Source organism: Streptosporangium sp. NPDC001559, assembly GCF_042893955.1.
Taxonomy (GTDB): Bacteria; Actinomycetota; Actinomycetes; order Streptosporangiales; family Streptosporangiaceae; genus Streptosporangium.
The window spans coordinates 125,819-149,707 of sequence record NZ_JBIAVG010000020.1 but is presented as its reverse complement, the minus strand read 5'-3'; the positions used below and the strand labels follow the sequence as shown (position 1 = coordinate 149,707).

The following is a 23,889-nucleotide window of genomic DNA, read 5'->3' as shown; positions in this document are numbered from 1 at the left end:
GCGGTGGTCGGGAACCGGCGCGCGGCCGGTTGCCGGTGGTGTCCGTGGGCGCGGGCCCCCGCGTGTCCGCGGAACCCGTGAACGGCCGGTGAGGGACCTGTGCGGATCGCGGCGTACGGCCCCGGCCGGGGCGTTCAGCGCGGGGTGTCCAGGTGGGCGACGAGGTCACGGGGCCGGGTGTCGGTCCAGTGCGTCCTGATGTGGCCGAGGCAGTCCTCACGCCCCGCGGGGCCGTGGGCGACGGCCCATCCCGCGGGCACGGCGGCGAAGACGGGCCACAGGGAGTGCTGCCCCTGCTCGTTGACCAGCACGAGGAAGGTTCCGTCCGGGTTCTCGAAGGGGTTGGCCATCTCGTTCTCCTTCTCCGTTACCGGGCTTCGGACGCTCGAAGAGCCGGAGGGCCGTCAGGCGCCGCCGAACCGCGCCGCCAGGCCCGCGACCGTCGGGGTGTCGAACAGGGCGCTGATCGGCAGGTCCTCGCCCAGTTCCGCGTGGATGCGGCTGATCAGGCGCATCGCCAGCAGCGACTGACCGTCGAGGTCGAAGAAGCTGTCGTCGACGCCGACCCGCGCCACGCCGAGCACCTCGGCGAACAGGGCGCACAGGGTCTCCTCAAGCCGGCCGTTCGGGGCGCGGTAGGCGGGCAGGCCCGTGAAGTCGGGCTCGGGCAGCGCCGCGCGGTCCAGCTTCCCGTTGGGGGTCAGCGGCAGGGCGTCGAGCACGACGAACGCGGCGGGCACCATGTAGTCCGGCAGCGCCCGCGCCGCGTGGGCGCGCAGCGCCTCGACGTCGGCGCCACCGGGTCCGGGCACGACGTAGGCGGCCAGTCTTCTCTCTCCGTCCTCGGCCCGTCTGGCGACGACCGCGACGTGGGCGAGCCCGGGGTGTCTCGCCAGGACCGCCTCGATCTCGGCGGGTTCGACCCGGAAGCCCCGGATCTTCACCTGGTCGCCCGCGCGGCCGACGAAGTCGAGCTGTCCCTTGGCGGTCAGCCGTACCAGGTCGCCGGTGCGGTACATCCGCTCGCCGGGTCCCGCGAACGGGTCGGCGACGAAGCTCTGCGCGGTCAGGTCGGCCCGGCCCGCGTAGCCGCGCGCCAGGCGGGTCCCGCCCACGTACAGTTCACCGACCGTGCCGGGCGGGACGGGGGTGAGGGTCTCGTCGAGGACGCGCAGCCGTACGTCGTCGAGCGGGCCGCCGACCGGTACGGCGCCCTCCTCGGTGTAGGGGGCGGTCATCGGGCCGTGGGTGACGAACAGCGCCGTCTCCGTGGCGCCGTACATGGCCCTGACCACCGTGTCGGGGCAGGCGTCGAGCACCCGCCGTACGGCCTCGGGCGCGATCACGTCCCCGCCGGTCAGCACCTCGCGCACCCCGGCCAGGCACTTGGGCGCCTCCTCGGCGAGCACCCGGAACAGCCCGGCCGTCAGGTGCAGGCCGGTGATCGCCTCCTCGGTCACGAGCCTGCCCAGGGTGGCCACGCCGGGGACGCCAGGGGGCGCGACGACGATCCGGCCGCCGTGCAGCAGCGGCACCCACAGCTCGTAGGTGGAGACGCTGAAGGCGTGCGGCGCGACCATCAGCACCCGTTCGTGCCTCCCGCCCTCCCAGCAGGAGTCGAAGGCCAGCCCGAGGACGCCCCGGTGGGTGACGCCGACGCCCTTCGGCTCTCCCGTCGAGCCCGAGGTGTACATCTGGTAGGCGAGCTGGTCGGGGTGGGCGTCCACGCCCGGGTCGGCCGGGGGCTCCTCGGCCGACTCACGGCCTCCGTCGACGACGACGAGCGGACCGCCCTCCGGCAGGCCGCGCCCGAGGGTCGTCACGTCGGCGAGGAGGATCGGCGCGCCCGCGTGGTCCATGATCCACTGGATGCGCTCCGGCGGGTGGGAGGTGTGCAGCGGCAGGTAGAACGCCCCGGTCTTGAGCACCGCCAGGATGGCGGCGACCATGTCGGCCGAGCGCTCCATCAGCACCGCGACCGGCCTCTCCGGACGGGCTCCCCGTCCGAGCAGCAGGTGCGCGAGCCGGTTGGCCCGTTCGTCCAGCTCCCGGTAGGTCAGGCGGAGGTCGCCGAAGGAGACGGCCGTCGCGTCCGGGGTCAGCGCCGCCTGGACGGCGAAGCGTCCCTGGATGGAACCCTGGGTGGAAGGGGAAGCCATCGCGTACTCCAATCCGTTCGTTCCGCCTGAGCCCGCCGTACGGGCCGCCCACGCGGGCGGGAACCGGGGGCCGGGGGCGGGGCGGATTCGCGGGCACGACGGGCACGGGCGGGCGCCGGCGGCCGGGGCCGTCACCCCCGCCGTGGACGGCCGCCATCGCGTCCGGTCACGCAGTCAGCGTCACATCCGCCCGCTGTACAGCGCATCTCCCGGATTGCGATGCTCCCCTGTGCTCTCCACGCGCTCCCGTGCGGCTCTCCGCCGGGTTCAGGCGGGCAGCCAGGCGGCGCGGCCGTAGGCGGGCGGCGGGCAGGGGACGTGGACGACGGCGCACGGCCCGGCCGCCAGGTCGAGCGCGTCGAACACCAGCAGCCCGCCCTCGCGCCTGGCGTCGTCCCGGACGAAGACGAGGAGCCAGCCGTCCGCCTCACCGGGCCCCCGGGGCACGAACACGGGGTCCCCGGCACGCTTCCCCGCGCCGAGCCGGTGTTCCCGAAGGCCGCCGGTCGCCAGGTCGTACCGGACGAGCGCGGCGCCCTCCCGCGGGTCACGGGAGCCGAACACGTGGCGGTGCGCGCGCCCCGTCACCCGCTCGTCGGCCAGGGCCGTCTCCGTCCCCGGTGCCGGCTCTCGTTCCTCGACGGCACCGGTGGCCGGGTCGAGTGTCCAGCGCCACAGCCGCGGCCGTCCCTGCGGGCCGGGTGCCCCGTCGTAGGCCCGGGGGTGGCGCACGACGTCGACCACGACCCGCCCGTCCTCCTCGTAGGCGTTCACCGCCCGGGAGACGTGGCAGGGGCCGATCTCGAACCAGCGCGGCTCCGGCGCCCCCTCGCGGGACAGCAGGCCGACACGCGCCCTCGCGCCCGGCCGCCAGGAGTACGGCGGGCGGGTCCCGGCCAGGGCGGCCGCGCGGTCGTGGAGGACCGGCAGGTCGAACACGACGACGTGGCGTCCGGTGAGGGCGGCGGCGGTCATGAGGGGTGCGCCGTCGAGGGCGAAGGGCCGGGCGTGGCGGACGACGCCGCCGGAGTCGGCGACCAGGTGCTCGGCGTGTCCCAGCCCGGGGTAGGAGGCGACGGTGTGCCACCGGCCGGTGGCGGGGTCGCGAACGGGCCTGGCGAGCGAGAGAGGGCCGGGGACCCGGCCGCCGGGGTTCGCGGGCCGTACTGCGGGGGCCAGGGCGGGCACCGGCCCGAAGGGGCTCGCCGGGGGGACGGTCGTGCGCGCGCGGTGCCGGAAGGCCTCTCCCCCGCGCAGGCCGACGCCGGACAGGAGGGTCCTGCCGTCGCCGAGGGGATGCGGGAAGGCCTGGAGGAAGCACCCGTCGAGCCCCTCGGGAAGGGCGCCCTCGACGGGGAGCCGCAACGGTGACGGCGCCCAGGTGGGGGCCGGGCCGGACGCGCGAGCTGGGGCGGCCATGAGGCGCCTCCTCCGGGCGGGGTCAGCAATACCATAACGGTGTTGTGCTTAGAAACATATCGGCGTTATGTAATACTTGTCAACATGAGTCCCCGCCGGGCAGACCCCAGGACACGTCCCGCACTGGTCGACATCGCCGCCCGGCTGCTCGCCGAGGAGGGACCACAGGCCCTGTCGACCCGGCGGCTCGCCACCGAGGCCGACAGCTCGACGATGGCGGTCTACACCCACTTCGGGGGCATGAGCGGGCTGGTGCGCGAGATCGTGCACGAGGGGTTCGCCCGGCTGCAGCGCCACCTCACCCACGTGCGCCAGACCGACGACCCGGTGGCCGACATGGCACTGCTCGGCAGGGCCTACCGCCACAACGCGCTGGCCAACCCGCACCTGTACGCGGTGATGTTCGGCGGGGCCTCGCTGGCCGGCTTCTCACTGACGGAGGAGGACCGCCAGCACGGGCGCTACACACTGGGCAACGTCGTCAAGTGCGCCACCCGCTGCTTCGAGGCGGGCCGGTTCAGGGCCGAGGACGCCGAACTCGTCGCCCACCAGATGTGGAGCGCGATCCACGGGCTGGTCACCCTGGAGCTCGGCGACTACCTCATCGCCCCCTACGACGCCGAGCGCTGCTTCGAGGCCCAGCTCACCGCCCTGATGGTCAGCTCGGGGGACGACCTGGACAGCGCGACGAGATCGGTCGCCCTGTCCAGGGACCGGATGCGGGCCGAGGTCGAGGAGAGCGGTCCTTAGAGGGGGATGTTGCCGTGCTTGCGCTGCGGCGGCGTCTGGCGCTTGTTGCGCAGCATGGCCAGGGCGCGCGCGACCGCGGCGCGTGTCTCCGCCGGGTCGATCACGTCGTCGACCAGCCCCCGTTCGGCGGCGTAGTGCGGGTGCATGAGCCGTTCGGAGTACTCGGCGACGAGTTCGGCGGCCAGTTCGGCGGGGTCGGCCGCGGCGGCCAGTTCCTTGCGGAAGATGACGTTGACCGCCCCCTGCGCGCCCATCACGGCGATCTCGTTCGTCGGCCAGGCGAGGGAGAGGTCGCAGCCGATGGAGCGGGAGTCCATCACGATGTAGGCGCCGCCGTACGCCTTGCGCAGGATGACCTGGACGCGGGGCACGGTGGCCTCGCAGTAGGCGTACAGCAGTTTGGCGCCGTGCCTGATGATGCCCGCGTGCTCCTGGTCGGGGCCGGGCAGGAATCCGGGAACGTCGACCAGTGTCACCAGCGGGATGCCGAAGGCATCGCAGAAGCGGACGAACCTCGCCGCCTTCTGCGACGCCGCGACGTCCAGGGCCCCCGCGAGCACCATGGGCTGGTTGCCGACCAGGCCGACCACCTCGCCGTCGATGCGGGCCAGCGCGCACACCACGTTCGGCGCCCAGCCCTCCTGCAGTTCGAGGAACTCGCCGTCGTCGACCAGTTCGGCGACGACCGAGCGGATGTCGTACGGCCTGTTCGGCTCGACGGGCACGATCTCGGCGAACCCGGGCCGGTGGTCGGTCGTGGCCTGGCGCGGCGGCCCGGCGGGCGGCGGCTCCAGGTTGTTGCTCGGCAGCAGGGACAGCAGGTAGCGCACGTCCTCAAGCGCGCTCTCCTCGTCGTCGTGCACGAAGGTGGCCACCCCGGAACGACCGCCGTGCACCTCGGCGCCGCCCAGTTCGTCGTGGGTGACCCGCCTGCCGCTGACCGCCTCGACGACGTCGGGGCCGGTCAGGTACATCCGCGCGGTCTCGCGGACCATGAAGGTGAAGTCGGCCAGGGCCGGGGAGTAGGCCGCTCCCCCGGCGCAGGGGCCGAGGATCACGCTGATCTGCGGGATCACGCCGGAGGCCTGGACGTTGCGGCGGAAGATGCCGCCGTAGCCGTCCAGGGACATCACCCCCTCCTGGATGCGGGCGCCGCCGCTGTCGTTGAGCCCGATGAGGGGCGCTCCGGTGGCGATCGCCAGGTCCATCACCTTGTGGATCTTCGCCGCGTGCGCGTGGCCCAGCGACCCGCCGAAGATCGTGAAGTCCTGGGCGTAGACGAAGACCCGGCGCCCGTCCACCGTTCCCGAGCCCGTGACCACCCCGTCGGTGTGCGGGCGCCGTTCACCCATCCCCAGGTCGTTCGCCTGGTGGCGGCGGTACATGTCGATCTCGGTGAACGAGCCCTCGTCGAGCAGCAGGTCGAGCCGCTCCCGCGCCGTCCGTTTGCCCAGCGACCGCTGCCGCTCGACCGCGGCCCGGGAGCCCGCGGCGATCCGGCCGCGCAGCCTGCCGTGCCGCTCACGCAGCAGGCCCATCGAGCGCGGCGGCTCACCGGGCCCGTCCTCCTGTCGCGCGTCGGCGGGGGCGGGCGCGTCCCTGACCTCGTCCCGCAGGCCGGTCCGCCTGCCGGTCGGGGTCACGACGCCCTCACCGGCGTCAGGTCCCCGCGCGCCGTGCCCGCCTGCCGGTCCGACAGCGACCCGTTGGCGTGCAGCCAGCGCACGGTCTCGCCGACCGTCTCGGCGATGGGACGCGGGACGACGCCGCCGGTGCTCGCCTCCTCCGCCACCCGTGTCGCACAGGCGCACACGTAGACGGCGCCGTACTGCGCCGGGAGGTGCCAGGGGCACACCCGCTGCGCGAGGTCGGCCAGCAGCCCGGCCGGGAGCATGGCGCGGGCGGGCAGGAAGAGCGTCGGCAGGCGGCGTCCGGTCACCTCGCGCAGCACCTCCACATAGCGCCGGGTCGTCAGGTAGTGGCCGGGCCCGAAGTGCCTGGCCGGGCCGCCGCCGTACGGCGTGAGCAGCGCGGCGTGCAGCGCGGCGGTGTCCCGCACGTCGCCGAGGGGCAGCCCGCCGAGCGGCCAAACGGGCATCAGGCCCCGCAGGACGTCCCGGAGCCTGACGGTCTGGTCGCCGAGCCTGGGATCGTGCGGGCCGAGCAGAGCCGGCGGGTAGGTGATCACGACCGGGGCGCCCTCCCGCTGGTGGCCCCGGGCTACGGCCTCGGCCGCCGCCTTGCTCGCCATGTACGGCTCGCGGGGCCTGCCGACGGGGGTGTCCTCACGGACGACCCGGCCGGGGGCGGGGAACAACGCCGCGACGCTGGAGACGTGGATGATCGGGTCGGCTCCCGCCGCGCGCGCGGCCCCGAGCACGACCTCGGCGCCCCGCTCGTTGGTCCGCCGCACGCTCGCGCGCCGTCTGCTGTCGAAGGTGTAGACCGCCGCCGCGTGCAGCACGGCGTCCGCCCCCCGTACCGCCCTGCCGACCGCCTCGCCGTCGGTGACGTCTCCGGTCACCACCTCGACGGTGTCCCCGAAGGTGTCCGCGCCGGGACTCCCGCCCGGCGCCGGGCCGGGCAGGAGGGGGGCCAGGGCGCGGGCGACCCCGGACGGCTCGCGGACGAGCAGGCGGACCCGGTGCCCCGCCCGCAGGAACGCCGCGACCGAATGGGCCCCGACGAATCCGGTGCCGCCTGTCACGCTCACCAGCATCAGAAATACCTCGCTCATGGCGGAATCACTGGGCGTTTCGCAGCAAGCGTGCACGAGTGAAGATCCCATTGTCTTCTCCCATTGTGCTTTCAGCGGACCGGCGTTATCGTCCGCGTAAGGCGAATCCGGCAATCCAGGAGAAGAAGCGGCCGATTCGGCACCGCTACGGTTGACGACGTTGTCGTCGCAACGTCAGAGAAATTGTTCGGCGCGAGAGCGGAGGTTTCCGCATGGCTTCTGAGGCGGCTTCGGCGGGTCGCTTTCCTGGAAGAATGGCAATCGTCAACGGACCCCGGCACAGGACCTGGCTGAACGTCTTCCTCGTGCTCGTCGTCGCCCACTGGGCCGAGCACGTGGCGCAGGCCGTGCAGATCTACGTCCTCGGCTGGCCGGTTCCGCAGGCGCGCGGCGTGCTCGGGCTGCCGTTCCCGTGGCTGGTGACCTCCGAGTGGATGCACTACGGCTACGCGTTGTTCATGCTCATCGGGCTCGTCATGCTCAGGAAGGGGTTCACCGGCCGTTCCCGCACCTGGTGGAACATCTCACTCGGCATCCAGGTCTGGCACCACTTCGAGCACCTGCTGCTGCTCCTGCAGGCGATGACCGGCAACCACCTGATGGGCAGGCCGGTCCCCACGAGTGTCCTGCAGATCTTCTTTCCCCGGGTCGAGCTGCACCTGTTCTACAACGCCGTCGTCTTCGTCCCGATGGTGGTCGCGATGGTCCTGCACCGCCGTCCGAACGAATCCGAGCGGTCGGCCATGGTGTGTGGCTGCGCGACGGCGCACACCTGAGGGCCCCGGAAAAGAAAAGCTTTCTCGAATGTCCGGCCGCGGCGCGTTTCCCGTGCCGCGGCCGGACGTTTTCCATCGGCCGGGAAAGGGATTCACGGACTTTCCCCGCGTGTCCAGCCGCCCACCGTCCTGGCCGCGGCCATACTCGCCCACGCGGTCAGTTCGACCAGTTCCCGGTCTCCCGCCCCACGGCTCTCCCTGAAGGCGTCCACGTCGGACTCGCCGACCCGGTAGGAGGCGAAGGCCGTCAGCAGGGCCAGCCGCCCGGCGGGGCGGTCCTCGGCGGCCAGGTCCGCGACCGCCTCCTCCGCCCACGCCCCGCCGAGCCCGGGGTGGCCGCCGTCCCAGGCCGCCAGCCTGGCCGTCAGCAGGTCACGGACGGGGCCCGGCACCGAACGGCGGCCCGCCGCCTCGATCGCCGAGGCCGCGCGGGCGAAGGCCCCCGCGACGCCCGGCGCGCCCGCCGCCCAGGACAGGTCGCCGGGCAGCGGGGCCATGGGCAGCAGGTCGAGCGAGCCGCCCGGCTCGACGCCGCCGCCCGCCGGCCGCATGAGCCGGCCCAGCGTCCGCATGAGGGTGCCGCGCGCCATCCCCGGTGTCCGCGGCGGCAGCGGCGTCTCGTCGAGGAACACGTTGACCATGCGGTTGAGGTAGTGGAAGGTGACCGCGACCCCGACGATGACCCCGGCGAGCCCGGCGGCCTGTTCCCCGGGGAACGGCGTCGCCCGCCCGCGCGTCCCGCTCGCCCTGGCCCACTCCTCGACCGGCGCGAGGTCACGCCGCGCGCCGCCGTCCGACGAGACCAGGCCGCCCAGGGCGGCGCCGTGCACACCGACGCAGTAGGGGCAGGCGTTGCCGAGCGAGACGCCGGTCGCGACCGCCTCCCTGACCGCCCGGCCCGGTCCGCCGCCGGTCAGGAGCGTCTCCCGCAGCATCATCCAGGAGGCGGCCAGGATCTCCGGGGCGGGCGAGTGCAGGGCGACCGGCGGCGCCAGCATGCCGAACTCCCGTTCCGAGCGCGTGTACACCTCGGCGACCAGGCCCCGGGCCCGCGCGGGCGGCACCGGGCGGACGTGCCTGACCTGGCGGAGCGAGCCGCGCAGCGGTTTTCTGAGGACCCGGCGCAGGAGTGTCGTTTCCATCGCGCGCTCCCTGAGGTCGGCCGGGCGCGGGCTCACCCGCCCGCGCCCGGGGGGTTACTTGCGCGTCAGACCGGCCACGAACGGCAGCGCGGCGCGTCTGCCGCTCGTGGCGCCGTCCGGGGAGGGGGCGCCGTAGGTGACCTCGACGCCGCGCTGCCTGGCGGCCTGCACGATGCCCGGGACGGCGCGTTCGGCCAGCGCCGCGATGGTCATCGCCGGGTTGACCGTCAGCGCCCCCGGCACGGCCGAGCCGTCGGTGACGAAGATGCCCGGGTGCCCGCGCAGCTCGTGACGGTCGTCGAGCGCCGAGGTGCTGGGGTCGTCGCCGACGCGGCAGGAGGCCAGGGGGTGCACGGTGTAGGCGCCGACCACGTCGTTGGTCCACGGCATCACCCTGGACAGCCCGTCGCGCTCCAGGATGTCGCGGACCTCGGCGTCGGCCAGCTCCCAGCCGCGCAGCGTGTTGGCGGTCGGGCGGTACTGGATGGGGCCGCGCCCGAGCATCTGCTGTGAGATCCGTGCGGCGTTGCCCGTCGGCGGGGGCGGTCCGAAGACGCCCTCGTTGTCGTCCTCGCTCATCGTGAAGACGGTCAGCCACGACTGCCAGCGCCGTACGATCTCCTTCTTCTCCGCGCCGAACCAGGTCGGGCCGGTGGCGTCGGGCACCTGGGCGAGGATGGTGCCGAAGCCGGGCGGGAAGTAGAGCTGTTCCAGCGAGTAGCGGGAGTACTCGGGCAGCGTGCCGTCCAGGCGGTCCCAGCTCGCGACGCACGGCCCCTTGCCGATCTGGGAGGCCGCGTAGGCCGGGCCGTCGCCGCGGGACAGCCCGAGCAGGTCTCGGACCCGGTCCTCGTTGAGGATCGCGGTGTTGAGCCGCTCGCCGTTGCCGGAGAAGTACCTGCCGACCGCGTACGGCATGGCCCCCAGGTCCGGCGCGGAGCGCTGCAGGATCACCGGGGTCGCCCCGGCGCCCGCGGCCAGGATCACGATCTTGGCGTCGATCGTCCCGCTCCCGGTGTGCACCCGGTAGTCCTCGTCGTCGACGATGTCGTAGTGCACCCGGTAGCCGCCGTCGTCGTTCCTGGTCAGGCGCTGCACCTCGTGCATGGGCCGTACCTCGGCGCCGTGCGCCACCGCGGCGGGCAGGTAGTTGAACAGCAGCGACCGTTTGGCGTCGAAGCGGCACCCGGCCATCATCCAGTTGCAGTTGGTGCACCTCTCGCCGTCGATGGCGACCGGCACCGGGTTGGCCGTGCGCCCGGCGTGCGCGCACGCCGCCGCGAACAGGCCGCCGGAGTAGGTGACCGCGTCCCAGTCCTGCCTGGTCACGGGCAGCGCCTCGGCCACCCGGTCGTACCAGGGCTCCAGGGTGTCGCGGGTGACGGCCTTGGGCCACATCCTGCGGCCGATGGCCCCCCTGCGGTCGAAGACGAAGCGGGGGGCGCGGGGCATGGCGGCGAAGTACACGACGCTGCCGCCGCCGACGCAGTTGCCGCCGAGCAGGCTCATGCCGTCGCCGACCACGAAGTCGAAGATCCGCGTGTAGCTCGACCCGAGTTTGAAGTCGTGGTCGAAGTCCTCGCCCCGCAGCCAGGGACCGCGTTCGAGCACCACGACCCGCGCGCCGCCCGCCGCGAGGTGGTAGGCCGTGATCGCGCCGCCGAAGCCGCTGCCGACCACGAGGACGTCCGTCGTCTCGGTCACGGTCATGCGGGGCTCCCCGTTGAGGTCGTCGCCGGGTGGAGGCGGGCCAGTTCGCGGCCGTAGGAGTAGACGGGGAAGCGCCACAGGCCGTCCTCCTGCGGCCCGGAGAAACCCATCGCCGTCAGCCCCGGGTGGCCGGCGGCGAGGGCGTCGATGGTGTGCATGTGGGCCGCGGTGTCGAAGGCCATGTTGCTGAACAGCGCGACGCTGACCCACACCTCCCGCTCCGGGTGACCGGGGGAGGTCAGTATCCCGACCAGGGCGGTCCGATGCGGGAACGGCAGGGCCACGAACGGCGGCAGCGCCGCGGTCAGGTCGATCCCGTTCTGGTCCGCGTAGGCCCGCGCGTGCTCGTTGAGCAGCCGGGCGAGGTCGCCGAGCGCGGGCGCCAGCCCGGCCGCAGGGGTTTCGAGCAGTTCGACGGCGCCCGCGGCGACCGCACCCCCGCCCGCCGCCGCCCCCGCGACCGCCTCGTCGCCGGGTGAGCGCTTCTCACCGGGGACGATCGTGTCCGCGAAGGCCTCCAGAGTCATGGTCCTGGCCTGTTCTTCGTCTGGGATACCCGGTTGCACCGGCGTTTCCTCCTGTCGGCGAGGGGGTGCGGCGTGGGGGCCGGAAGCCGGCGCGTCGGCCGAACCCTCGTTTCACGGACCGGCCCGGCAGCGGGCACGGGACGTCGAGGCCCTGGCCCGGCACGGCGGGATCTGCGACCAATTGGAACTCACATATCGAATTCAGTTCCGGTCTGATCCATCGTCCGAGCGGCACCCCGTCCGACGCATCTTCTGAATTGCCGTCCTGTCAAGCCTCATTCTTCAGGGTTTTCTGTGGCGCACTAACACCCAATTAAAGCCGCTCACAACCTAGAGTAGCAGCTCAGACACGGTGAGCACGCTTCACTAGCACAGTTGACAGCAGTCAGATGTTGATTTAGAAATATTGATGCCGATCTTTTTTATTAGTCGTTCGACTGGCACATACAAGCCCCGGAAGGGGCGAATGAATATGGGAGTCGAACTCTCCGAGACGACCAGCCGACTACAGGCCGACCTTTCCCGTCATTCATATTGATGAATATTCAACACACGGAGAGGAATGATGGAGGAAGTTCTTGAGAAAGCTGTGAGACGAGTTATCGAGACCATGCGTGAGCATCTCGGCGACGAGCTCACCATCGATGACATGGCCCGCACCGCCATGTTCAGCAAATTTCACTTCTCCCGGGTCTTCAGACAGGTAACCGGTATCTCACCTGGACGTTTCCTGTCGGCGTTGCGGTTGCAGGAGGCCAAACGGCTGCTCCTGTCGACCTCGCTGAGCGTCGCCGACATCAGCATCCAGGTCGGCTACTCAAGCGTCGGCACCTTCAGTTCCCGTTTCAAGAGCTGCGTCGGTCTCGCGCCGACCACCTACCGGCAACACGGCGGTTTCGCCCCGCTGATCCTCACCAGCGGCAGGAACGACGGTGAGGAGACCCGGCTGACGACCGTCCAGGGCAAGATCTGGGCTCCGTCTTCGGGTCAGTGCGGCCTCATCTTCGTCGGGCTTTTCCCCACGTGCATCCCGCAGGGGCCACCGGTCCGCTGCACGGTGCTGCGCAGGCCCGGCCCCTACGTGCTTGAGAGGGTGCCCCAGGGCACCTGGCATCTGCTGGCCCACTCCGTCACCCCGGGAAATGAGAAGATCATCAGCAGTCTGGGCAGGGACCCGTCGCTCTACGTCGGGAGCTACGGACCGATCACGGTGCGGCGTGACGTCGTGGTCAAGCCCGCCGACGTACAGCTGCGGCCGATGGGAACCCTCGACCCCCCGGTGCTGCTCGCCCTGCTCGACGTGCGCCTGGTGGCGCTCAACTCGGTGGCGAGCTGACCTCCCGCGCCCATCGGAAACGGCCGCAGCCATGAAGGCCTGCGGCCGTCGCCGTCCCGTCCCGGGAACCTCCCGCCCTGGGAACCCCCCTCACCCGGCCGGGCGCACCGTCATCGGGAGCCCTCCGCGCATCCTGAGCGAGAGCATGGGCTCGGCGACCACCCGGTGGCCGGGAACCCCGGTCAGGCGCAGTTCCCTGGCGACCATCGCGACCACGAAGACCGCCTCCATCATGCCCAGGCTGTTGCCGACGCAGAAGCGGGGACCGGCGCCGAAGGGAATGTAGGCGTACCTCGGCCGGGAGGCGGCTCCCTCGGGGGCGAACCGTTCCGGGTCGAAGCGCTCCGGGTCCCTCCAGAACCCCGGATGCCGGTGCAGCGTGTAGGGGCAGATCAGCACGTCCGCCCCGGCCGGCACGTGGTAGGCGCCGACCAGGTCGTCCCGCTGCGCGCTGCGCGTCAGAATCCACACCGGCGGGTAGAGCCGCATGGCCTCCTCGACCACCATCGTGGTGTACCTCAGCCGGTGCAGATCCTCGTAGCCGGGCAGCCGGTCACCGAGCACCTCGACCGCCTCGGTGTGCAGCCCGTCCCACACCCCGGGATTGCGGTCCACCAGGTGGAAGGTCCACCCCAGGGTGCTGGCCGTCGTCTCGTGCCCGGCGAGCATCAGGGTGATCAGCTCGTCCCTCATCCGCCTGCCGCCGACCCGGGGATCGGACTCCTGCCCGGTCGAGACGATCAGCCGGGACAGCACGTCGTCCCCCTCGACCGCGCCGCGCGCCGAACGTTCGGCCACCAGGCGGTCGACGACCCGCTGCAACTGCTCACGCGCCCGGCGGAAGCGCAGTTGCCTGGGCAGCGGAAGCCACGTCGGCACCGCGCCGAGCGTGACCATCTCGAACATCGCCTGGTCCTGCACGGCCTCGAAGGAGTGCGCGACCGAACCGAAGGCGCCCAGGTCGGCGTCCAGCAGGGTACGGCCGAGCACCCCGAGCGTCAGGGCGGTCACCTCCCCCAGCACGTCGACCGGCTCGCCTCCCTGATGCGCCCGCAGCCTGCCGACCAGCCCCGCCGCCTCCTCCGCGACGGCACCCGCCTGCTGGGCGATCCGCCGGTGCTGGAAGGCGGGCTGGATCATCCTGCGTTGTTTGCGCCACAGTTCGCCCTCGCTGGTCAGCAGCCCGTCCCCGAGGGCACGGCGCGCCTGGACCAGTCCGATCCCCTTGTGGTAGCCGGCACTGTTGTCGGCCAGCACGTGTTTGGCGTGGTCGGGGTGGTTGAAGAAGTAGAGCGTCTTCGGCCCGAGGGAGATCCGGACCGCGTCGCCGTACCGTTCGGCGGCCGACGTCATCAGCGCGAGCCGGTCACGGGCCAGTTTCAGGAACAGGCCCATCGCGGCTCTGCGCGGCGGTCCGGGCGGTCTCAGCCGGCCGGGCGCCGGGGACGACGCCCCGCCGCCCGGCACGGCCGCGGCGCCTCGTCCGGTGGGGTTCAAGCTGTCACCTCACTTCGATCTGGAATGATCCGGCGGAACCTGCCGTGGAAGAACAGCAGGCCGTCCCGGTCGTCCTGCTGTTCCATGGAGAGCACCCGCCCGATGAAGATCGAGTGGTCGCCTCCGTCGTAGGCGCGCCACAGCTCGCACTCGAAGCGCGCGAGTGTGCCCGCGAGCAGCGGAGCGCCGGTGAGCGGCCCGGGAAGCCAGTCGACGGTGTCGAACTGGGCGGCTCCCAGGGGCCGCCACCGGTTGGAGAAGTGCCTGGCCAGGGACTCCTGGTCGGCGGCCAGGACGGAGACCCCGAAGGTCCCCTCCGCGGCGAGGCGGCCGTGCATGATCGCGCCGCGGTCGACGCAGACCAGCACGAGCGGCGGGTCGAGCGAGACCGAGGTGAAGGAGTTGGCCGTCATGGCGTGCGGGCCACCGCCGCCGACGGTCACCACGGTGACGCCGGTGGCGAACATCCCGAACGCCCTGCGCATCGCCTTGGCGTCCGCCACGACGTCCGTCGCTGTGCCCGTCGCTGTGCCCGTCACGGCGTCCGGCTCCGGTCCGGCGGAACCCGTCTCGTGGGACGGCTCAGGATTGACGCTCATGCTGATCTCCCCGGTTGGCCGTTCCTAGGACAGGTATGGTTCGAGCGCGCGGGTCAGCGGCTCGGGGACCCTGGCCGGGACGGTCCGGCTGTTCGGGCCGCGCATGCACGCGACCCGCTGCCTGCCCCTGGCGACCAGCGTCTCCCCACATGGGACCTCTCCCGGGTCGAGCCGGACGTAGTCGAAGCCGAACTCGATCTGGGTCTGGGCGAGGTCCACCAGACGCATCCTGATGGACAGCTCGTCGAAGGCCGTGATCTCGGCGAAGAACTCGCAGTCCACCCGCAGCGTGAACAGCTTCAGGTCCTCCTGCAGCTCGCCGAGCACGTCGGGGGCGTGGAGCTTGAGGAACATCTCCCGGCAACGCCCCTGCCAGCGCAGGTAGTTGACGTAGTAGACGTTGCCGACGAGGTTGGTCTCCTCGAAGCCGACCGTGTGCAGATACTCGAAGTAGTTGCCCATCACCGCCGCCCCTCGGTGAGGATCGCGAAGACCACCGGCTCCACGGCGTCCCGCAGCGTCGTCACCAGCGTCGCGATCCGCAGGCCGCCGGAGGCGAGGACCGTCCACGCGTCCCGCCGCTCCGAGGTCCAGGTGAGTGGCGCCCCGGGGGGCAGGCCCGCCTTGCGCAGGCACTCGGCGGCGGCCCACACGCGTGTCGCCGCGGCGTCCAGGCTGCCGCCCAGCTCCATCGCGGCCAGCTCGGCGAGCCCGAAGTGCGGGCCGAGCAGTCCCCGCCAGTCCTCGACCGTCCGTTCCCGCACGGCCTCGACGTCGCAGCCGGTCGTGCCGACGGCCACGACGCACAGGGTCAGCCCGGCGCCGTGGGAGGCCGAGACCGTCCTGCCGCCGTCCACCTCGGGCCGCCCGTCCGGGCGGTGGCGGACCTCGACGGGACGCCCGAGGGCGCGCCCTGCCGCCACGGTGGTCATGGCCCTGCGCTCCGCCGTGTTCCCGGTCCGTTCCGGCAGGTGGGGCAGGTCGGGCAGGCCCCGCAGGTCGGGGCCGGGCGTGGCCGGGCCGGGTTCGACGACGACGGCGACGGCGGCCCCGGTCAGGTCCTCGACCGCGCGCTCCAGGTAGGGGCCGAGCAGCGGCGCGACCCACGGCCCCCGCCCGTCCCCCTTGCGTACGGCCCGCAGCCGCAGCCCGTCCCAGCGTTCGACGACCCGGCCCGCGCCGTCCCGCACGGCGATGTCGTAGACGTAGGTGTCGCCGTCGCGCAGCCGTTCGGTCGCGCAGTAGCGCAGCTCGCCCGCCTCGGTCAGCGCGGCGCCGCCCGGCTGGAGGCGTTCGATCCCCGAGGGCAGCAGCGTCGCGTCCGGCACGCACACCTGGTTGCCGTGCATCAGCGCGTCGCGCACCCCGGGGTCGCCGAGCAGCAGCTCACCGGAGAGGAACCCGGCGAACCAGCCGGTGTTCCCGTCCGCCGCCACGTCGGCGTCGACGTGCCTGGCCGCGGCCCTGTGGTAGCGGCGCAGCCGCTGGAAACGCCCGCCCTGGAACAGGACCTCGCCGTACAGGTCGGCCATCGGGTCGAGCGGCACCGGGGGCAGCCCCTCGGCGACCTGCTCCGGCGGCCCGTCCTGGGCCGTCTCCCCGGCGAAGCGCAGCCGCGCCCTGAAGTGGTCGGCGTCGAAGCCGGTCTCCGCGCTGCGCACGGCCACCTCGACGGTCTCGTCCCCGGTGACGGCGGCGGCGATCCTGATCGTCGTCGTGCCGTCCGGCGGCACCACGATGGGCCGCAGGAACTCGGCCTGCTCGATCGTCGGCGGCCTCTCCTGAGCCGTGCCGAGGGTCGCCACGGCCACCTGGGTCATCGCCTCCATGCCGAAGACCGCGGGGAAGAGCAGGTTGCCGTCGAGGTGGTGGTCGGCCAGGTAGAGGTCGGTGCCCGCGTTCAGCTCGGTCTCGACGACCAGTTCGACGCCGTGGTAGCGGACCAGCGGCCTGCCGACGAAGCGCAGCAGCGGCAGCGGGGGCAGGTCGTGGCGGACGGTGCCGACGCCCTCGGTGCGCCCGCTGACCACCACGACCGTGGGAGCATCGGGGTCGGCCAGCAGCCTGCGCATGATCCGCACCCCCTGGTCGGGGGTGATCGGGGTGACGCCGTCCCGGGACAGCGTCTCGACGACGTCGAGCCGCTCCCCCATGCCGACACCCGACCAGACCGACCACTCGACGCACAGGGCACGGCAGCCGGGGTGGTCGCGGGCGACCTCCTCGGTGAGGCAGGCCAGCCACTCGTTCGCGGTGGCGTAGTGCCCCTCCCCGCGCAGCCCCGCCCGGCCGATGATGCTGCCGAACGTCACCAGCAGGCGCAGCGAGCCGGGGTCGACCGCGTCGAGCACCGCCCGCAGCCCGTCGACCTTGGGGGCGAGGGTGCGGTGGAAGGCCGCCATGTCCAGACCGGTGATCGCGCCCGGCTCGTTGCGTCCCGCGCCGTGCAGCACCGCGGTGACCGGCCCGGTCTCCGCCGTCGCCTCCGCCATGGCCGCGCGCAGCCCGTCGGCGTCGGTGACGTCGGCCCTGGCGTATCTGACGGTCACCCCGGTGTCGGACATCCGCCGCAGGTTGGCCGCGAGCTCCTCGTCCCGCTCCGGGTCGGAGCGCCCGACGACGACGAGGGCGGCGCCGCTGTCGGAGGCCAGGGCGAGCGCGCACTCGGCGGTGATGCCCTTGCCGCCGCCGGTCACCAGCAGCACGTCCGTGCCGTCCAGCGGCTGGACGACGCGGGCGGGCCGTACCGGCATGGCGCGCAGGGTCGGCACCCGGCGTGTGCCCTCCTCGTCGTAGTGGGCCTCCGCGTAGCGCGTGGTCGCCGCGACCTCGCCGACGACCCAGCCGACGGCCTGTTCGGTCACCGGCACGTGCGCGACGGTCGTGCGCAGATGGGGCGCCTCGAGGAAGAGCGTCCTGGCCAGTCCGGCGGCGCCTCTGCCGTGCTGTACCAGGACGAACCGGGTCCCCGGCTCGGCCGCCAGGGCCGCCTGGGCGCCGAGCAGGGCCTGCTCCAGGTCCTGCCGCGCGCACTCGGGCGGCAGGCAGACCAGGACTCCCCGGCCGACGCCCGCTTCTTCGAGCTCCCGGCGCAGCGTCTCGGCGAAGGGGTGCTCCCCCGCCGTGTGCAGCGTCCAGCGGCCGTTGTCCTCCCGCACGCGTGCGGCGGGCGGCGGCATCTCGTCGAGGTCCACGGAGAACGGCCTGGCCCAGGCGGCGGCACCGGCGACCGTCGCCGCCGTCTCCTGGCCCTGGCCGGTCTCGGCGAGTGTGCCCAGGGCGTCGGCCAGCTCCATCACGGTCGCCGTGGCGAAGTTGGTCGGCGCCTGCGCCGAGGACAGGCCCATCCGCCGGGCCGCCTGGTTGACGATCTGCCCGACCGTGATGGAGCTCAGGTGCAGGTCGTCGAGCAGGTGGCTGTCGGCCCGCACCATGTCCATGGGCAGCTCGGCGCGTTCGGCGGCCAGCCTCCGCAGCATGTCCAGGGCGCTCTCCCCCGCGCCGCCCTCCTGCGGCGGCTGCGGGGCCTGCGGGGCCTCCCGCTGCTCCGCGGGCCGTACGGCGGGGCGCAGCCGTACCTCGGGGGCCCGCTCGCAGGGGCTCTCGAAGAACGACAGCGGCGCGCCGAGCCGCAGCGGCCTGACCAGCCTGCCGTGGAAGAGCGCCTCGTGCGCGACCGGGGCTCCGGCGACGTAGGCGGCGGCGACCACCCGCAGCAGCCCGGCCGACGACTCCTCGTCGGTGTCCAGCGCGACCGCGGGCACGTCGGTCACCGCGGCGGCCAGCCCGCTGAGCACCCGTCCGGGGCCGACCTCGACGAACAGGTCGATGTCCTTGGCCGCCAGTTCCACCGCCTGGGCGAACAGCACGGGGTCGGTGACCTGCCTGCGCAGCAGTGCCGGGACGTCGGTCTCCGGCGTCAGCGCCTCCCCGGTGACCGTGGAGACGACGCGCGCCCCGACCCGGTCGAACTCCTCCCCTGCCAGCCGTTCGCCCAGCTCCCGCGCGGCGGGCGCGACGAGCGGCGAGTGGAAGGCGTGCGACACCCGCAGGGGGGTCCACTGCAGCCCCTCCGCGAGGGCCCTGCGCCCGGCCTCCCGTACGGCGTCGACCGGCCCGGCCACGACGGTCTGCCGGGGGCCGTTGTATCCGGCGATCACGACGGGCAGGTCCCCGGTCAGGGCGGTGACCGCGTCCGGGGAGGCGGCGATGCCCGCCATGGTCCCCGAGGCGGCGTGCTCGGACATGGCCCTGCCCCTGGCCGCGGCGACCCGCAGCAGGGTCTCCTCGTCCATCGCCCCCGCCCAGTGCAGCGCGGACAGCTCGCCCAGGCTGTGGCCGACGGCGACGTCCGCCTCGACGCCGAGGACGGCCAGGGCGCGCAGGCCCGCGACGGAGCCGGTGACGATGCGCGGCTGGGCCACCTCGGTCGCGACCATGTCGCCGCCCGAGGGCAGGTCCGCCCTGAGGTAGACCTCCTCGGCCTCGGCGAAACGCCTGCGCAGGGCTCCGCCGCTGGTCCCCCTGCCCGAGCCCTGCCCGGGGAAGAGGTAGCCGATCCTGCCCGGCCCGCTCACGTGGCCGAGGAAGCCCCTGCCGTCCGCGGAGAACAGCGGGATCTCCCCCGCGTCGAGGGCCGCGAGCACCCGGCGCAGCCCGCGTTCGGCGTCCTCGGGCGAGGAGACGACGACGGCCGCCCGGTACGGAAGGCCGCGCAGCTCACGCTGGAGCGTGGCGGCCAGGTCGCCCAGCTCGGCGTACGACAGGGCGGGCACGAAGTCCGCCAGCTCGGCCAGGCGTTCGCGCAGCTCGGGGGGTGAGGCGCCGTCGAGCATCAGCAGTTCGGCGTCCTGGACCGAGGAGGCGAGCGCCCTGGTCCTGCCGTCGAGCCTGGCCTGCCTGCGCGGGCCGGGCTTCTCGAGGACCACGTGGGTGTTGATGCCGCCGAAGCCCATGGCGGTCACGCCCGCGCGCACCGGCGTCCCGCCGGGCCACGGCTCCGCCTTGCGCAGCACCCGCAGCCGCGCCGTCTCCTCCGTCAGCACCGGGTGCGGGTCGACGCAGCCAGTGGTCGGCGGCAGCACCTGGTGGTGCACCGCCAGGGTGGCCTTGATGAGCCCGGCGACCCCGGCGGCGGCCTTGGTGTGCCCGATCATCCCCTTGATCGAGCTGATCGCCGCACGCGGGCCGTCGGCGTGGGAGAGGGCCTGGGACAGGGCCGTGAGCTCGGTCCTGTCGCCGACCTCGGTGCCGGTGCCGTGCCCCTCGAACATGGCGACGGTCTCGATGCCGAAGCCCGCCCGTTCGTAGGCGCGGCGCAGCGCCAGCCGGTACCCGCTGACCTCGGGCCTGGTGATGCCGCCCCTTCCGTCCGAGGAGACGCCCCACCCGGCGACGGTCGCGTAGATCCGTCTTCCGGCCTCGACGGCGTCCCGCTCGCGCATCAGCACGACCATCCCGCAGCCCTCGCCGGGCCAGAAGCCGTTCGACCCGCGGTCGTAGAGCCGCATCTCCCCCCTGGCCAGGGCCCCGGTCTTGGCGAAGCCCACGATCTCGAACGGGTCGATGGACAGGTCGACCCCGCCCGCGACGGCCACGTCGAGGTCGCCGTCGGCCAGGGCCCTGGCCGCGGTGACCACCGACAGCAGTGAGGAGGAGCAGGCGCCGTCCACGGTGTAGCCGCCGCCCTTGAGGTCGAAGTGGTTGCAGATGCGCCCGGCGATCGTGTTGGAGAGCCCGCCCGCCAGGGTGTCCTCGTCGGGGACGGGGAAGGGGCTTTTGTAGGAGGCCTCCAGGTCGTCGAGGAACCCGGTGAGCCGTTCGTCGTCCCAGTCCCGCTCCTTGAGCGCCGCCGCGACGGTGCGCCGCACGTACGGCCAGCGCAGCCGCATCAGGTTGGCCCTGGCGAACTCCCCGGTGAGGGTGTTGCCGACGATGACGCCGGTGCGTTCCCTGGCCAGTCCCTCCGCGCCGGGGAAGCCCGCGTCGGCCAGGGCGAGCGCGGCCGTGTCGAGCGCCAGCCAGTGGGTGAGGTCGGTCGAGCGGTAGGTGCTTCCGGCGATCTTGTAGCCGATCCGGTCGAAGGAGTAGCCCTCGATGACGGCCGCGTTGCGCGCGTAGAAGCGGTCGGGGGCCGCCGGGTCGGCGTCCCAGTAGTCCTCGAGCCGCATGCGCGTGTCGGGCAGCCTGCGGAACGCCCGCCGTCCGGCCAGGACGTTCTCCCACAGTTCCCTCGGCGAGGCGGCGTCGGGGTAGCGGCACGCCATGCCGACGATCGCGATCCTGCTCATACCGAGGCGACCTCCTTGCCGGTGCTCGCCAGGCCGTCCTGGGCGCGCGCGGTCAGGCGCGCCAGGGTCTCGCGCCGCTCACGCGCCTTGTCCACGAAGTGGAGCGACCACAGGAAGACGCCGCGGACGAGGCAGACGGCCGCGGTGGCGAAGAAGATGCCGTAGGGGATGTGCACGGCCGTGAGGAGGCCGTACGTCAGGGCGACGCCGCCACCGAAGAGCATCTGCGCCGCGGGTCTCGACGGGCTCGTCCCCGGGTCGGTGACCATGTAGTTGGTGAAGAGGATGAAGGCGACGCCGGTCATCATGCCCAGCGCCCCGGAGATCGAGGTGCCGAAGAACAGGCCGCGCAGGACCGCCTGCACGGCGAAGCCGCCGACCCAGGCGGCGATCAGCCACATCCGCCCGGTGAGCTTGCCGTTGATCATGCTGCCGCCGAGGATGATGATCGCGGGGATGAGCCAGTCGATCCAGGTGTCGACGTTCTCCGTGAAGTGGTACGGCGGCGCGATGCTGGCCCAGGGCAGGATCAGCAGGATGACGGCGATGCCGAAGTTCGACGGGTTCATGAAGTGCCGCATCTTCCCGCGGACCGGTGCCCTCAGCACCCACTTGGCGCCGACCGCGACGACCACCCCGAAGATCATCACCAGGATCTGGTCGTTGACGTAGATGAGCATGTTCATGGCCAGGCTGGTGATGTGCGCCGGGTAGAGGAACTCCACCAGGCCGCGCGGCCCGTTGCCCGTGTAGCGCGGCGCCCGTCCCTCGGCCTTGGCCGAGACGAACTCAAGCGCGATCTCCACCACGTAGCCGGTCGCCACGGCGACGAAGGGCCACAGCCAGGGCTGCTCGAACCCGAGGAGGATGTAGCCGACGGTGTTGAAGACCGTGATGGATATCGCGAAGTTGCGCAGTGCGATGGTGACCTTGGGGTCGTGGCGCGGGGGGTTGTGCGTCCTGTCAGACATCTCGGTCATCTCTCCTTGGCCTGGCCGCCGAGTTCGAGGCGGTGCCTGCCCGGCGTCAGCTGAAGATCCTGGTCGTGTACCTGTCCGGCCCGGTCGCGCCAGCGCAGGTTGACCCGCACGGGACCGGTGACGTTCCTGCCGAGCCCGATGTGCACCTCGCTGCTGCGCTTGCCCGAGTGCCCGCTGCCGCCGTCCACCCTGCCGAGGAGCCTGCGCCCGTCCGGCGTCGTCACCGTGACCTGCGCGCCGGTCACCGGTGAGCCGGGGGCGGGCAGCGCGCCGGGCACCGGGGTGGCCTCGCGGGTCAGCCGCAGTTCGAGGAAGGCCCCGGGTGAGGGGCTCTGGTTGCGGTAGAAGACGGGCTCGCCCCACTGCCTGGCGACCGCGAAGTCGAGCCTGCCGTCGCCGTCGGCGTCACCGGTCGCGACCCCCCGCGTCGGCACCGGTACGGCCAGCCCGAGTTCCTTGGCCACGTCGACGTAGGTGCCGTCGGGGCACTTGACGAAGAAGTGCAGCGTCTGGGTTCCCGCGACGTCGTCGCCCGCGCGCACGTTCGGCCACCAGTAGGGGTTCTGCAGCAGCTGGTCGTTGGCCGTGGCCAGTTCCTGCAGCTGCGGCCAGCGGTCGACCTCGCCCTTCACGAACCCGGTGGCCTGGACGATGCTGAGGTCCCCGCCGTTGTCGAAGTCGTCGATCTTGACGTCCCAGCCCCAGCCCGACCAGGCGGTGCGCGCCTGGGCGCTGCGGTCGGTCCACGGCGCCTCGCCCCGGCTGAGCCTCTCGCGCAGGGCGGCCTTGTCGCCGGAGGCGGACATGAACTGGAAGTTGCTCTCCTCGATGCCGAAGGAGGTGGTGATGTTGCTGACGAACATGTCGTAGACGCCGTCGCCGTTGAGGTCGCCGAAGTCGAGGCCCATGCCCTTGAAGGAGTCGTGGCCGATCGTCTTCGACTTGGGGATCAGCGGCGAGCGCACCCCCTCGACGAGCGAGAGCCTGATGTGGCCCGGCGTCGAGCGGTTGTAGAACATCCGGTCGGGGCCGAAGTCGTTGGCGAGGTACAGCTCGGGCAGCTGGTCGCCGTCGAGGTCGGTGGCGGCGGCGGCGAGCTCCCATCCCTTGGAGGCCGTCTCGGGCAGGACGTCGTCGAGCCGCTGGTAGGTGACCGAGGGGTCCGCTCCGGTGACCGAGCCGGTCCAGCGGAAGAAGAAGTCGTCCCCGCCGTTGTGCGCGTCGGACATGGAGTGGTTCATGCGCACGAGGCCGGTGCCGCGGGAGTCGAGCACCGCGCTCTGCGGGAAGTAGTTGCCGATGAAGACGTCGTCGTGCCCGTCGCCGTCGAAGTCCGCGACGGTCGCGGCGTTGGTGTTCCACTGCGGGCCGCTGTAGAGGCCGCCGGTGGCGTTGGGGCCGGGCACCAGCTCGACCGGCCGGTAGGCGTCGGGGCCGAGCCCGGCGGCGTCCGGCCTGGCGAGGTAGAGGATCGGCGTACGGCCCCACATGTAGACGAGCAGGTCGAGGCGGCCGTCCTCGTTGAAGTCGCCGGGGACGCACCCCATGGGGGCGATGTGGTCGTTCATGGGCAGCGCGCCGGGGTCGAGCGCGAAGGGCGCGTACCTGTCGGCCTTCCCGCCGGGGACGGGGGTGACCACGGTCTGGTCGATGCGCGGGTCGACCAGGCACAGGTCGTTGGACAGGCCGTCGCCGTCGAGGTCGTTCATCGCGATCGCCGCCCCGACCGAGGAGATCCACGCGTCGATGTGCGTGTAGTCGGGGTGCACCCCGCGGATCTCCTGCTGCCGGAAGCCTCCGGGCAGGGCGATGGACATCGGGGCGAAGAAGTACCTGCTCGCCATGCGGGCCGTGTCCGCGGCCGAGGGCGTGGGAATGCGGGCCACCACGAACGCGCTCACGATCAGTACGAGCGCGAGGACTCCGGGGAGCTGCCTGCGCAGCCAGCCCGCTGTCGCTGTCACGTC

General features: G+C 72.7%; 17 protein-coding genes. 3 read left to right on the top strand and 14 right to left on the bottom strand.

Going from position 1 to position 23,889, the window contains the following annotated elements:
• Positions 1 to 134: 134 nt before the first annotated feature.
• The 3 genes from ACFYY8_RS35595 to ACFYY8_RS35585 all read right to left on the bottom strand — a co-directional run bounded on the left by ACFYY8_RS35595 (position 135) and on the right by ACFYY8_RS35585 (position 3,578).
• Complete coding sequence (locus ACFYY8_RS35595; protein ID WP_390048776.1) at positions 135 to 350, bottom strand: MbtH family protein; 216 nt, start codon at positions 348 to 350, stop codon at positions 135 to 137.
• Positions 351 to 404: 54 nt separating this feature from the next.
• Positions 405 to 2,159 (bottom strand): amino acid adenylation domain-containing protein, encoded by a 1,755-nt coding sequence (locus ACFYY8_RS35590; RefSeq protein WP_390048774.1) that lies wholly within the window; start codon positions 2,157 to 2,159, stop codon positions 405 to 407.
• A gap of 267 nt (positions 2,160 to 2,426) precedes the next feature.
• Entirely contained in the window at positions 2,427 to 3,578 is a 1,152-nt protein-coding gene (locus ACFYY8_RS35585) for a carotenoid oxygenase family protein (RefSeq protein WP_390048772.1), read from the bottom strand.
• Positions 3,579 to 3,662: 84 nt separating this feature from the next.
• Here ACFYY8_RS35585 and ACFYY8_RS35580 point away from each other — a divergent pair, with 84 nt between their 5' ends.
• Entirely contained in the window at positions 3,663 to 4,328 is a 666-nt protein-coding gene (locus ACFYY8_RS35580) for a TetR/AcrR family transcriptional regulator (protein WP_390048770.1), read from the top strand.
• On the opposite strand, the gene ACFYY8_RS35575 is transcribed toward ACFYY8_RS35580, so the two are convergent.
• Both ACFYY8_RS35575 and ACFYY8_RS35570 read right to left on the bottom strand, forming a co-directional pair.
• Positions 4,325 to 5,866 carry an acyl-CoA carboxylase subunit beta gene (locus tag ACFYY8_RS35575; protein WP_390048821.1) on the bottom strand — a complete coding sequence of 514 codons (1,542 nt, stop codon included), beginning with the start codon at positions 5,864 to 5,866 and terminating at the stop codon, positions 4,325 to 4,327. The genes ACFYY8_RS35580 and ACFYY8_RS35575 overlap by 4 nt on opposite strands.
• A gap of 101 nt (positions 5,867 to 5,967) precedes the next feature.
• A complete protein-coding gene (locus ACFYY8_RS35570; protein ID WP_390048768.1) occupies positions 5,968 to 7,065 on the bottom strand; it encodes an NAD-dependent epimerase/dehydratase family protein in 1,098 nt (365 codons plus the stop codon).
• 254 nt (positions 7,066 to 7,319) lie between these two features.
• On the opposite strand from ACFYY8_RS35570, the gene ACFYY8_RS35565 reads away from it, so the two are divergent.
• Positions 7,320 to 7,841, top strand: a complete 522-nt coding sequence (locus ACFYY8_RS35565; protein WP_390048766.1) for a hypothetical protein — start codon at positions 7,320 to 7,322, stop codon at positions 7,839 to 7,841.
• A 92-nt stretch (positions 7,842 to 7,933) separates the two neighbouring features.
• Here the strand turns inward: ACFYY8_RS35565 and ACFYY8_RS35560 are convergent, their stop codons facing one another.
• Genes ACFYY8_RS35560 through ACFYY8_RS35550 form a run of 3 tightly spaced genes read right to left on the bottom strand, consistent with a single transcriptional unit; the run spans position 7,934 to position 11,259 of the window.
• Positions 7,934 to 8,983, bottom strand: coding sequence for a carboxymuconolactone decarboxylase family protein (locus tag ACFYY8_RS35560; RefSeq protein WP_390048764.1), 1,050 nt, complete (start codon positions 8,981 to 8,983; stop codon positions 7,934 to 7,936).
• A gap of 54 nt (positions 8,984 to 9,037) precedes the next feature.
• Positions 9,038 to 10,693 carry an FAD-dependent oxidoreductase gene (locus ACFYY8_RS35555; protein ID WP_390048762.1) on the bottom strand — a complete coding sequence of 552 codons (1,656 nt, stop codon included), beginning with the start codon at positions 10,691 to 10,693 and terminating at the stop codon, positions 9,038 to 9,040.
• Positions 10,690 to 11,259, bottom strand: coding sequence for a DUF5987 family protein (locus tag ACFYY8_RS35550; RefSeq protein ID WP_390048760.1), 570 nt, complete (start codon positions 11,257 to 11,259; stop codon positions 10,690 to 10,692). Before ACFYY8_RS35550 ends, ACFYY8_RS35555 begins: the two co-directional genes overlap by 4 nt.
• Before the next feature lie 550 nt (positions 11,260 to 11,809).
• Here ACFYY8_RS35550 and ACFYY8_RS35545 point away from each other — a divergent pair.
• Entirely contained in the window at positions 11,810 to 12,556 is a 747-nt protein-coding gene (locus ACFYY8_RS35545) for a helix-turn-helix domain-containing protein (RefSeq protein WP_390048758.1), read from the top strand.
• A gap of 90 nt (positions 12,557 to 12,646) precedes the next feature.
• On the opposite strand, the gene ACFYY8_RS35540 is transcribed toward ACFYY8_RS35545, so the two are convergent.
• The 6 genes from ACFYY8_RS35540 to ACFYY8_RS35515 are packed head-to-tail and all read right to left on the bottom strand — an operon-like array spanning position 12,647 to position 23,886.
• Positions 12,647 to 14,053, bottom strand: coding sequence for a cytochrome P450 (locus ACFYY8_RS35540; protein WP_390048756.1), 1,407 nt, complete (start codon positions 14,051 to 14,053; stop codon positions 12,647 to 12,649).
• Positions 14,050 to 14,652, bottom strand: coding sequence for a flavin reductase family protein (locus ACFYY8_RS35535; protein ID WP_390048754.1), 603 nt, complete (start codon positions 14,650 to 14,652; stop codon positions 14,050 to 14,052). Before ACFYY8_RS35535 ends, ACFYY8_RS35540 begins: the two co-directional genes overlap by 4 nt.
• 24 nt (positions 14,653 to 14,676) lie before the next feature.
• Positions 14,677 to 15,114, bottom strand: coding sequence for an acyl-CoA thioesterase (locus tag ACFYY8_RS35530; protein WP_390048752.1), 438 nt, complete (start codon positions 15,112 to 15,114; stop codon positions 14,677 to 14,679).
• Entirely contained in the window at positions 15,114 to 20,942 is a 5,829-nt protein-coding gene (locus ACFYY8_RS35525) for an SDR family NAD(P)-dependent oxidoreductase (RefSeq protein WP_390048750.1), read from the bottom strand. Before ACFYY8_RS35525 ends, ACFYY8_RS35530 begins: the two co-directional genes overlap by 1 nt.
• Positions 20,939 to 21,922, bottom strand: a complete 984-nt coding sequence (locus ACFYY8_RS35520; protein ID WP_390048748.1) for an enediyne biosynthesis protein — start codon at positions 21,920 to 21,922, stop codon at positions 20,939 to 20,941. The genes ACFYY8_RS35525 and ACFYY8_RS35520 overlap by 4 nt, the downstream gene beginning before the upstream one ends.
• Positions 21,919 to 23,886 (bottom strand): CRTAC1 family protein, encoded by a 1,968-nt coding sequence (locus ACFYY8_RS35515; RefSeq protein WP_390048746.1) that lies wholly within the window; start codon positions 23,884 to 23,886, stop codon positions 21,919 to 21,921. The genes ACFYY8_RS35520 and ACFYY8_RS35515 overlap by 4 nt, the downstream gene beginning before the upstream one ends.
• Positions 23,887 to 23,889 lie beyond the last annotated feature (3 nt).

Bases quoted from the DNA above. Each gene is read 5' to 3' on its own strand.
- ACFYY8_RS35595 (WP_390048776.1), bottom strand. From the start codon at position 350: ATGGCCAACCCCTTCGAGAACCCGGACGGAACCTTCCTCGTGCTGGTC.
- ACFYY8_RS35590 (WP_390048774.1), bottom strand. From the start codon at position 2,159: ATGGCTTCCCCTTCCACCCAGGGTTCCATCCAGGGACGCTTCGCCGTC.
- ACFYY8_RS35585 (WP_390048772.1), bottom strand. From the start codon at position 3,578: ATGGCCGCCCCAGCTCGCGCGTCCGGCCCGGCCCCCACCTGGGCGCCG.
- ACFYY8_RS35580 (WP_390048770.1), top strand. From the start codon at position 3,663: ATGAGTCCCCGCCGGGCAGACCCCAGGACACGTCCCGCACTGGTCGAC.
- ACFYY8_RS35575 (WP_390048821.1), bottom strand. From the start codon at position 5,866: ATGGGCCTGCTGCGTGAGCGGCACGGCAGGCTGCGCGGCCGGATCGCC.
- ACFYY8_RS35570 (WP_390048768.1), bottom strand. From the start codon at position 7,065: ATGAGCGAGGTATTTCTGATGCTGGTGAGCGTGACAGGCGGCACCGGA.
- ACFYY8_RS35565 (WP_390048766.1), top strand. From the start codon at position 7,320: ATGGCAATCGTCAACGGACCCCGGCACAGGACCTGGCTGAACGTCTTC.
- ACFYY8_RS35560 (WP_390048764.1), bottom strand. From the start codon at position 8,983: ATGGAAACGACACTCCTGCGCCGGGTCCTCAGAAAACCGCTGCGCGGC.
- ACFYY8_RS35555 (WP_390048762.1), bottom strand. From the start codon at position 10,693: ATGACCGTGACCGAGACGACGGACGTCCTCGTGGTCGGCAGCGGCTTC.
- ACFYY8_RS35535 (WP_390048754.1), bottom strand. From the start codon at position 14,652: ATGAGCGTCAATCCTGAGCCGTCCCACGAGACGGGTTCCGCCGGACCG.
- ACFYY8_RS35530 (WP_390048752.1), bottom strand. From the start codon at position 15,114: ATGGGCAACTACTTCGAGTATCTGCACACGGTCGGCTTCGAGGAGACC.
- ACFYY8_RS35525 (WP_390048750.1), bottom strand. From the start codon at position 20,942: ATGAGCAGGATCGCGATCGTCGGCATGGCGTGCCGCTACCCCGACGCC.
- ACFYY8_RS35520 (WP_390048748.1), bottom strand. From the start codon at position 21,922: ATGACCGAGATGTCTGACAGGACGCACAACCCCCCGCGCCACGACCCC.